This window comes from Flavobacterium sp. UBA7680 (assembly GCF_002482975.1).
In the GTDB taxonomy this organism is placed as follows: domain Bacteria; phylum Bacteroidota; class Bacteroidia; order Flavobacteriales; family Flavobacteriaceae; genus Flavobacterium.
Genome location: NZ_DLHA01000042.1, coordinates 1 through 10,812, shown reverse-complemented (window position 1 = coordinate 10,812; position 10,812 = coordinate 1). Strand labels below are relative to the sequence as shown.

Annotated in this window: 6 protein-coding genes; 5 read left to right on the top strand and 1 reads right to left on the bottom strand. The window is 30.1% G+C overall.

Annotated elements, in window-relative coordinates; translation table 11 throughout:
• Nucleotides 1–4,347, bottom strand: a 4,347-nt coding sequence (locus tag B3C18_RS18420) for a DUF5977 domain-containing protein (RefSeq protein ID WP_291149931.1), incomplete at its 3' end; no start/stop codon positions are given.
• 594 nt (nt 4,348–4,941) lie between these two features.
• On the opposite strand from B3C18_RS18420, the gene B3C18_RS18415 reads away from it, so the two are divergent.
• From B3C18_RS18415 to B3C18_RS18395, 5 genes are all read left to right on the top strand, one after another.
• Complete coding sequence (locus B3C18_RS18415; protein WP_291149928.1) at nt 4,942–6,582, top strand: helix-turn-helix domain-containing protein; 1,641 nt, start codon at nt 4,942–4,944, stop codon at nt 6,580–6,582.
• Nucleotides 6,583–6,709: 127 nt separating this feature from the next.
• Nucleotides 6,710–6,865, top strand: a complete 156-nt coding sequence (locus B3C18_RS18410; protein WP_291149925.1) for a hypothetical protein — start codon at nt 6,710–6,712, stop codon at nt 6,863–6,865.
• A gap of 52 nt (nt 6,866–6,917) precedes the next feature.
• The gene (locus tag B3C18_RS18405; protein WP_291149923.1) at nt 6,918–7,070 is read left to right on the top strand and encodes a hypothetical protein; all 153 of its coding nucleotides are present in this window, start codon (nt 6,918–6,920) and stop codon (nt 7,068–7,070) included.
• Between the two features lie 275 nt (nt 7,071–7,345).
• On the top strand, nt 7,346–9,547 hold the full coding sequence (locus tag B3C18_RS18400) for a lantibiotic dehydratase family protein (RefSeq protein WP_291149922.1): 2,202 nt from the start codon (nt 7,346–7,348) through the stop codon (nt 9,545–9,547).
• Nucleotides 9,548–10,387, top strand: coding sequence for a thiopeptide-type bacteriocin biosynthesis protein (locus B3C18_RS18395; protein WP_291149920.1), 840 nt, complete (start codon nt 9,548–9,550; stop codon nt 10,385–10,387).
• Nucleotides 10,388–10,812: the final 425 nt, after the last annotated feature.

The following is a 10,812-nucleotide window of genomic DNA, read 5'->3' as shown; positions in this document are numbered from 1 at the left end:
ATCAGCATCTGCCTGAGAAATAGTCGAAGTAGAAGCTCCAACTGCCTGACTGTAGCTCACACTTGAACCCGTTCCTCCAGAAGCACAATTGTTTTTGGTAAAAGAACCACTTCTAGCCACACTATAAAAAGTACAAATTCCGTTTGCATTGGCATTTGCCTGACCATCAGTATTAAATTTTGTCAATCCTTTTGCATCGGCATCTGCCTGAGAAATAGTCGAAGTAGAAGCTCCGGCAGCCTGACTGTATGAAACACTAGATCCGGTTCCGCCAGAAGCACAATTATTTTTTGTAAATGAACCGCTTAATGCAGCACTGTAGAAAGTACAGATTCCATTTGTATTGGCATTCGCCTGACCATCTGTATTAAATTTAGTTAATCCTTTTGCATCAGCATCTGCCTGAGAAATAGTTGAAGTAGAAGCTCCGGCAGCCTGGCTGTAAGAAACACTTGATCCTGTTCCTCCGGAAGCACAATTATTTTTAGGAAAAGAGCCACTTCGAGCTACACTATAAAAAGTACAGATTCCGTTTGTATTGGCATTTGCCTGACCATCGGTATTAAATTTAGTTAATCCTTTTGCATCGGCATCGGCCTGTGAAATAGTTGAAGTAGAAGCTCCAACCAACTGGCTGTAGCTTACACTTGATCCTGTTCCGCCTGAAGCACAATTATTTTTTGTAAAAGAACCACTTCTGGCTATGCTATAAAAAGTACAAATTCCGTTTGCATTGACATTTGCCTGACCATCTGTGTTAAATTTAGCTAACCCTTGTGCATCAGCATCGGCTTGAGAAATAGTAGAGGTATAAACTCCAGCTGCCTGACTGTAGCTTACACTTGAACCAGTTCCGCCAGAAGCACAATTGTTTTTTGTAAAAGAACCACTCTGAGCAGGGCTCTTATAGTAGATAACAGTACTGGATGTATTATCACTGCAGTTTACTTGTTGTCCTTTATAATTATAACAATATTTTTGAAGTACATTTAAGTCTTTATCTTTTACGAATTTTAATCTTCCAAATGAGTCATATTCATAGTAAGAAGACATTCCTTTTGTATCTGTCATACTCGTAACCCCCACAAAAGGATTGCAAGTATAAGTAGAAACATAAGCATCAGAAAAAGAGCTCCTTAATGTATTAAGTGCATTACGCAGCAACTGTTCTGTACAGCTGCCCGACATACAATTGTCAACATCAGCATTTGAAAGTGCCTGAAGATTAGTTATAGTTGCAGCAGGAATTGATGAGTAAAGAACATTTTCAATTTTAGCAATTGGCTGTGTTTTATTATACCCCCAGATAATAGAAACAGGAATTCCTCCATCTAAAGTGTATTGCAAAATATTTCCTTTGTCATCGTATTGGTCATAAGTAATTTTTTTCTCAAGACTTCCAATATTCGCAATAGATGGTAAAGTATTTGGAAATTTAGCCGAATAAACCTCTTTTGGCAATAATAAATTGCTTGTCGCTGTACTTTTATCGAATAAAGTTAATTGCTCAGATAATTTATCGGTCCCTTTAAAAGTCTGTGTATCTAACGGAACCTGAATCATATTTTTAGCAATCATATCAGCCACAAATGGTTTACTGGTCATTTCTGGATCCTGAGCATAGAACGTTTTTGTGCTTTGTGTTTCTCCTTCAGAATTTATCATTTCTACAGAAGAAAGCTGAGCATGCGTTGGGTTATTGTAATTATAATTAGTTATAGTTGTTACCGGATTAGCTCCGTTTTTATCATAAGTTGATTCTGTAGATTTCTTTAAATATTTCCAAACAGAATATAATTTAAAATAAGACATCTCAAATAAAGATCTGTAAGGCGGTATAGGCATTCCCCATGATCCTTGTACATTACAGACAAGATCTCCTGACAGTTTATTAATAACCAATCCTAAAGCATGTTTTTCGTTTGGAAAAGAAGCATCTGAAAAAAAACTGTTGCGATTAAAACCATAATAGTATTCATTACTCACTTTTTTTACAGGCAGATATGAGCCATTATTATACTTATAAATATTTTGCTCTAATAAATCTCCTCGTTCAAAATCATGGCTGGTTACAGGTGCACTTCTAAGTATGTTATAGCTTTTATCATCATCAGCAAGACTGTATTTAAAATGCGTATAACCATTCACCATACTTTGGTCATTATAAACTTTAACATCTGAATACATGATATGATATCCCTGAAGTCCTGATAACGGTAAATAATTTTTAGAACTTCTAGAGCGATAAGTCATAATTCCAGGATCCAGAAAAGTAGTATTACCTACATTAACACATATAGGATTAGATTTGGTTTCTAAGTATGAATATCTAGGAGGCGAAACAATACTTCCAGATGATTTTAACGGGTTTGTAATATTTTTATATTCATAAAATTGTCTTGAACTTGGTGTAGTTAAGTTTATATTATCATAATTAGATATACTTTTTATACGCAGTCCGCCTACATCAATATTTTTTAATTCTTCTGTATCCTGCCCCTCTTTCTCAACCCATAGAATAGTTGCTCCACCACCGTTATAAATACCATCAACGTGTAAAAAATATTGACCCGGCAGTAAGTTTTGCATTTTGTAAACTAAATGATTAGGTGTTGTGCTTTCTGGAACTACTTTATATACAATATTATTAGACTGATTATTAGCATCTGTAATATAAATATTTACAAAATTATTCATCGTTTGTTCCCCAGTACTAATATCCTTTATGATAATAGCACTATTTGCTTGATACCCTGGCGAAATTGTAAATGGTTCAGTTAGATATTGCACTTCATTTGGCAATCCTATCTCTTCTCCTCCTATAATGTGTGCCTGAACCGATTTTTCAACTCTTTGAGCATACGTTTTAAAAGTTCCATAATAATCATTAAGTTCATAATCAAAAATTGTATATCCAGAAGTTGGATAGGTTATCTTATTTAGAACTCCCAATTTTGTCGTTGCTAATTCAGGGTCTCTGGTAACTCCGTCAAAAAAATCAAACTCATAGTCTTTACTATATTTCCCTCCAGATGATTTAAAATAGCCCCAATGGTCATAATAAAGTTCAAATCTTCCGGGTAAACGAGCACTTTCATCATATTGAAATTGATAAGCTGGTTCAGAATTCTTTTTAAAAGAAACTAATTTTAATCTAACATCAGAACCAAAAGATGCATTTGCTGCACATGGAGTATAATTTGGCACATTAAAATAACCATGCTCCAATACATAAGAATCATTTCTTTGTCCGCTGGTTATTTTTATTTCTTTTAAAGCAAAACCTCCACTCAAAACTTCATTATTAGGACCTGTTGATGCAGGCAGATCGAGTCTTGCACAATTGTTATATATAAATTGAATATTTTCACCAGAATTGGTTGTAATAGATATTAATCTTTTTCCTCTAAGAATAACTTTGTTTTTAGTTTCTGTTTCAACAAAAAGTGGTAATCCTCCGGGAATTAAGTCTAGAGGTAAACCACTTGATTTATAGGTTGACTCTCTGGAAGCAAAAACAGAAGGTTCATCATAAGAATATTTTTCACTCTCGTAATTAAAGTTTATTACTTCGTTATTTAAAGTCTCAATTTTTACAATATGAAAAGTAAAACTCTTAGTATCAACATCCGTCATATGATAAGCAGGTGACTCAATACTGATAGATGTGGTAGTTGTTTCTGATATTCTTTCAAAAGTATATTTTGTACCTTTTTCATCCGTAATTATAAAGGAACCATAACCATTTCTCTCAATTTTTATAGGAGAATATGGCACTGGATTAGCCACACCATCTTTAGAATAAAAGAATTTACCATTTAAATTTCCGCAGTTGTAATAAAAGATATCCGGCTGAGTATCTACATCTGGAGAAGTTAGCAGTAAAGCTGTATGATAATCTGGATTTGTAGGGGCATTTTGCTCCGCTAATCCTACAAGAACCGGATCAAGTTCTCTATTTTGAGGTATTGAACCTGAGGATCCCGGAAAAGTGATACCGGCTTCATTATCATCAAGATCATTTACCTGATTATATATCATTCCGCCGCTGTTTAATGTCCATCCAAGACCTACATTGCTTGCTATTTCCTCGATTCTGATACCAGATGAATGATAACTTAAAGAAATAGGAAATTCAAAATCTTTCAATTTAATGGTATAAACCGGAAGTGAAATATTGGGAATACCTGTTGTATTTGAAACTGGTATATCAGTAAACTTAAACAAAGAAAATAGCTCTGGTGTAGGCGGACTTAATTTAGGAGTCTGAAAAGTTGTTTGCGATTTCAATATGCCGCAACAAAAGAAAAATGCAATTGTTAGCAGTATTAGTATTTTTTTTCTCATTACTATTTTAATTAACTGATTAAATAACTTTTACAGATTCAGTCTTTTCTCGATAAAACATTTTCCAAAGAACACATTGGAAATACATATTGAGTGGTAAAAGAAAAAACAAGGGATTGGATTTTTTCATACATATTTGGAATAAAAATTGGTTAAATTAATTGTAAACGTTTTGGAAATTGTCCTTTATGGACTATGTTGAGAAAGACATCAGAGAGTCTGATACTTTTTAGATCTTATTAAAAAATTAAAGCATTCTTATGGTAATATCCATTACTGTAAAAAATTGCTTTACTTTATTGCAGCCAAAACTAAATAACCATTAAATTGTCTACAAATACTATATGTCTGAATTCCTGAATTCCTTGTCGAAATTCAGGAATTTCACATTTCAAAAAAACAAAACAAACCACTAATAATCAAAGGATTAAACACAAATAAAAATTCCAGTTTTGTTAGCATGAATTAATCCAGAAATTCTATTTTTGTACGAAACCCTTAATCATGATTTTGTTTAAATTTTCAAAAACCTTCATATTATTATTTTTCCCAATTTTTCTTTTGGCTCAGGAATCAAAAAAAGAACTTATGAAATTGTCTTTTGATGAATTACATAATCTTTATTTTGATAATGACAAAAACACTGCAAAACAGATATTATATAAGGATGCCTATATAGCTAAGGCTTATAAAGAAAATAATACAGTTAGAAAAGCCCGAGGCTATTACTTAACTGCACTACTCTACTATGGTTCTGATATGAATAAAGCAATTCAATATCTTGATAGTGTTATAAAATACTCGACAGGTAGAAATGACAGGTCTTTTCCTGTCGCTGCATATTGTGAAAAGGCTGATTTTCTTAAAAGACAATTTAAGTTTGAAGAAGCTATGATTAATTATAAGCTCGCTGAAAAAATAGCACTTCAAACAAACATAAATTATTATTATGTAGTAAGGGATTTTATTGCAGGTACTAAATCTGAAGATCTTGGAGAGTATAATGAAGCGCTCAATATATACAAAGAATGTTTTCGTTTTTACAGAACCAAAAATTACAGATCAAAAAAATATGCAAAAAACTATCAATACATCATTTTTGGAATAGCGAACTGCTATAAGTCATTAAAAAATATTGACTCGACTACCTACTATAATAAATTAGGATTACAGGAAACAAAAATGACAAACAATATGACTTTGCATTATTATTTTGTCTTAAATGAAGGGGCAAATCAGATTTTAAGAAAAAATTATAAAGCTGCTCTGGACAGTATTTATAAAGCTTTTCCTAAAATAAATGAATATAAGTATACTGGAAGTAGTCTCTCTTCATATTTTTATTTAGGAAAAGCTTATGAGGGCTTAGGGCAAAATGAAAATGCTGTAAAAAATTACCTAAAAGTAGATTCCGTTTATTCTAAAACAAAGGATATAACCAAAGAATTTATGGATGGTTATCCTTATTTGATTAGTTATTATAAAAGCATTGGAGACAAAGAAAATCAGCTTAAATATATTTCAAAATACATGGCTATAGATAGTGTCTTACAGAAGAAATATAGAAATTTAAATACTTTTTTAAGAAACGAATACGACATTCCGCGTTTAATGTCGGAAAAAGAAAATCTTATTGAGTCCTTAAAAGAAGATAAAGCAAAATCGTTTTGGGGAAATGGCATATTGTTTTTAGGAATAATTACAGTTTCAGCATTTGGTTTTTATCAATTTCAACATAAAAAAAAGTATCGTTACCGATTTGAAAAAATAATACAGGAAACTGCAGACAAAGATTTTCAGGAAAAAGAAAATGACAATCTAAAGAATAGTAAAACTGTCGCTATTAAAACTGATGATATAGGAATTAATGAAGAATTAATCGAACAAATTTTAAAGAAACTAAATTCTTTTGAGAAAGAAAAAGGCTTTTTGAAACCTAATATTACCATACAATCGTTATCAATTGTTTTTGAAACCAATACGAAATATTTATCTAAAATAGTTAACAGCTACAGAAATAAATCTTTTGTACAATACATAAATGATTTACGAATAGATCATGCGTTAGAAAATTTAAAAAAGGATTCTAAACTGAGAAAATATACAATTCAGGCACTCGCTTTAGAATTTGGTTTTAATAGCGCTGAGTCTTTTTCTTCGGCTTTTTATAAAAAGTCAGGAATAAAACCAGCTTATTTTATTAAACAAATGGAAGAATCTCTAAAAGTTAAATAACTAACAACCAAAACTATAATTATTTTTCAATATCGAAATTCGGGAATTTCGATAAATAAAAATTATAATTATACCCCTTTTTTTTATCAACATTTTATATTTGTCACATCCCTAGAAATTTAAAAACATGAAAAAAAGTAAGCCTAAAAAAGAAATCAAAAAATTTGATCTCGACAAAATGGAATTCGCAAAATTGAAAAACTTGCATTTAATTAAAGGAGGAGACAGTAATGAGCCTGACCCTAAGAATCAATCAACTAAAAATTGTGAAGAAGATCATTAATCTGTCATTTTTTAATTATACTTTTATTTACTACACCTTATAAATTAAAAACATGAAAAAAAATAAAGTTAAAAAAGAAATCAAAAAATTTGATCTCGACAAAATGGAGTTTGCAAAATTGAAAAACCTCCATTTAATTAAAGGGGGAAGCGAACCAGACCCCACGAATCATTCGACTGGAGATTGTAATGAAAAAGATCAATAAGAATAATAGCTTTTTTACTGAATGTTCTTATTGTCTAAAATTAGGCAATAAGAACAAATTAACCATTTAAGGATAATAATACTTACTGGATTAGGATGAATCTTTTTATTCATAAAATATTTTTCAAATCATAATGAATTATTTCTCAAGAGATTTCAACTTTTATTTTTATAGTCTACGATAAAAAAAATCACTTTTCAGAGCTACCAAAATCCGGAAAATCCTAAATGTTTAAATGCTACGAAACTAGCCTCTAAAGTAGGCAAAAAATAAAAATGCTTAAACCATACAAAATTGTACCTTTTTCATCGTTTGTACTAAGAACGCCATTATACCCATTGTCTTTTTATTTAGATCTTGTAGAAAGCTATACTTTAGAAAAAGCAATAGAAGCTTATCAAATTCCTTTGGTTAAAGAAGCTTTAAATTTGGCTTCGCCGGAATTAGTGAAAGAATTAGATAAATGGTCAAAAAAAGATCCTTCTCTTTCTAAAGAGAAATCAGAAAAACTAGAAATTACTTTTTTAAAATATTTAGCCAGAATGTCCTCTAGATGTACTCCCTTTGGTTTGTTTGCAGGCTGTTCTGTGGGGGCAATAGCTGGAGAAACAAAAATTACTCTAGAGGAATCTGATAAATTTAAGCGCAATACTCAATTCGATATGCGTTTTTGGATTACTTTATTACAAGCAATTGGAAACAAAAAAGAAGTTATCTCGCAATTAAAACATTATCCTAATACTAGTATTTATAAAATAGGAGATTTTTATCGATATGTAGAATATAAATATATTAATGAAAGAACAGAACATACAATAGCAGCTTTTAGAAAATCCAAAGTTTTAAAAACAATACTTTCACGTGCAAAATCAGGAATGAATATTGAAGAAATGATTTCAATTTTAGCCGATGATGAAAGTGAAAAAGAAGAAGCTTTTGTATTTGTTTTAAATCTTATTAAAAATCAATTTTTAATATCTGAATTAGATGCTGTCGTTACTGGAAGCAATGAATGGAAAAGAGTTACAGATATCCTGAAAAAAATTCCAAATCTTAATGAAACAAATAGTTTTTTAGAAACTATACAAAAACAATTATCTGATTTGGATTTAACTCTTACTCCATCTCAGGAAACATATAAAAATATCAAAAATAAAATTGAGAAAACTGAAGTTTTTTATGATGAAAAGTACCTTTTCCAGACTGATTTAAATATTAAAGCCTCTGAGAGTTTTTTAAATGAAACCGTATCTAAAAAAGTAATTGAGGCACTTTATTTCTTAAATGGAATTCAGCCTAAAACGCCTTCAAAAAATCTGGAAGAATTTAAAAAAGAATTCATTAAAAGGTATGAATATAAATCAATGCCTTTAACAACCGCCTTAGACTCAGAAATTGGCATTGGATATCTTCAAAACCTAGATATAAATGACAGTCATCAAATATTAGATTATTTTTCATTTAAGCCTAAAAAGCAAAAAATAAAAACTCAGTCATGGACTTCTTACGACTTTGTTCTACAAAAAAAGCTGCAGGACTGCATTTTAAATAAAGAAAACAGAATTATTTTATCTCAAAACGATTTTACCGATTTTAATTCAGATTTAAAAAACATTCCAGCAACATTTTCTGTAATGATTGAAGTATTTGAAAAAGACAAAATATCAATCGAATCATCGGGAAATGTAAGTGCTGCTAAATTATTAGGCCGCTTTTGTAATGGAAATTCAGAAATTCATGAATTAACAAAAGAAATCATTAACAAAGAAGAAAACCTATATTCAGATAAAATAACCGCAGAAATTGTTCACATACCAGAATCAAGAACAGGAAATATACTGAGAAGACCCGTTTTAAGAAAACATGAGATTCCTTACTTATCAAATCCGGGCGTATCACAAATAGATACAATTTCTTTAAATGATTTATCAATTTCTATTAATAATAATAAAATAATTTTATACTCAGAAAAACACAAAAAAGAAGTTCTGCCTTGTTTATCCAATGCTCACAATTTTTCCAGAAATTCACTTCCTATCTATCATTTTTTATGTGATTTACAAGGGCAGAAAACTAAAACAATTAATTCTTTCAGCTGGGGAAACTTAAATAAACAGTATGACTTTTTTCCGAGAGTAATGTATAAAGAAATTATATTATCAAAAGCTAAATGGATAATTAAAAAAGAAGAAATAATCATTCTCTCTAAAATTGATAAAGATTTGCTGCCAGAGGAATTTCTAAAATGGAGATTGAAACGAAACTTTCCCAGATATGTAAACTGGGTTAATTCTGATAATACACTTTTATTAGATTTTGAAGTTCCAATAAGTTTAGAGTTATTTTTGAAATCGGTTAAAAATCGCGAAGAAATTATTTTAGAAGAGTTTTTATTTAGAGAGAATTCAGCAGTCAAAAATAAAGCTGGTCAATATTTCTGTAATGAGTTTGTGCTATCATTTTATAAGGAACAATAAATGCAAAGAGATTTTTTTTTAGGCAGCGATTGGTTGTATTATAAAATTTATACCGGGCCAAAAACGTCAGATATAATTTTGATTGAGAAACTAGAGCCGATAATTTTGAAATTAAAAAAGAAAAATATTATTCAAAAATGGTTTTTTATTCGCTATAATGACGGTGATCCGCATATTAGAATTAGATTTTTAATAAAAAAACCAAATGATTTATCAAAAACTATTCAGGCTCTTTATCCAATATTAAATAAACTTCTTAAAGAAAATTTGATTTGGAAAATACAAACAGATACATATCAAAGAGAACTTGAACGATATGGGGGTTCAACCATAACTGAATCTGAATCTCTTTTTTGGAAAGACAGTGAAATGGTTTTAGAATACCTTTCAGTCAAATCCTCTTTTCCTAGTTCTCAAACTCAACTATTATTTAGTTTTTATGCAATTGATTCTTTCTTAAATTCTTTTGAATTATCAAATTTAGACAAACTTAATTTGATGAATGGCTTACAGCTTTCTTTCAAAAGAGAATTTGAAATCGATAAAACTTTAAAAAAGGAACTTGATAAACATTATAGAGAATTGTCAACAGTAATAAATCAATGTTTTAATTATCCTGAAAATCTTATTTTTTTAGAAATTATAAAAACTAAAGAAAATCAAATTACAGAAGCAGTTTTATCCATAAAAAAGAATATTCAGATTTCATTAATTTCCTTTTTAGAAAGTCATATACACATGATGATCAACAGGCAATACACCTCAAAACAGAGAACATATGAGCTTATAATTTATGATCATTTATACAGATATTACAAAACGCTTAATTACAAACAATAACAAATTCGGGATAAAACAAATCGAATCTAAAACAGAAGACAATAGAAAACCTCATGAAACCAACTAAATAAAAGCTGATTTGGTAACAAAAAAATTTTGGTGAATTAATGTGGAAATAAAAGAACCTGCAAATCTCAAGATTGTAGATTTTATAAGACTATAGGACATTTAAATGATCAAATTCCTAAAATTAAAGTGAACGCAAAGCGATCAGTACTTACTAGGAAATTTTGACTGGATAGCTCTCTATGATTACGCATCTGATCAATCTCTATGCAGCTCCAGTTCTTTTAACTCTTTGCCGGCACTTTAGGTGTTATATAACCTCTGGTCATAAAGAAGCTAGTTTTCAAAACCCATACAAAACAAAAAACCCTATCCGATTTGGATAGGGTTTTTTTAAAGAAAGGCGACGACATACTCTC

Coding starts and splice junctions, on each gene's coding strand:
- B3C18_RS18410 (WP_291149925.1), top strand. CDS start 6,710: ATGAAAAAAAGTAAGCCTAAAAAAGAAATCAAAAAATTTGATCTCGAC.
- B3C18_RS18405 (WP_291149923.1), top strand. CDS start 6,918: ATGAAAAAAAATAAAGTTAAAAAAGAAATCAAAAAATTTGATCTCGAC.
- B3C18_RS18400 (WP_291149922.1), top strand. CDS start 7,346: ATGCTTAAACCATACAAAATTGTACCTTTTTCATCGTTTGTACTAAGA.
- B3C18_RS18395 (WP_291149920.1), top strand. CDS start 9,548: ATGCAAAGAGATTTTTTTTTAGGCAGCGATTGGTTGTATTATAAAATT.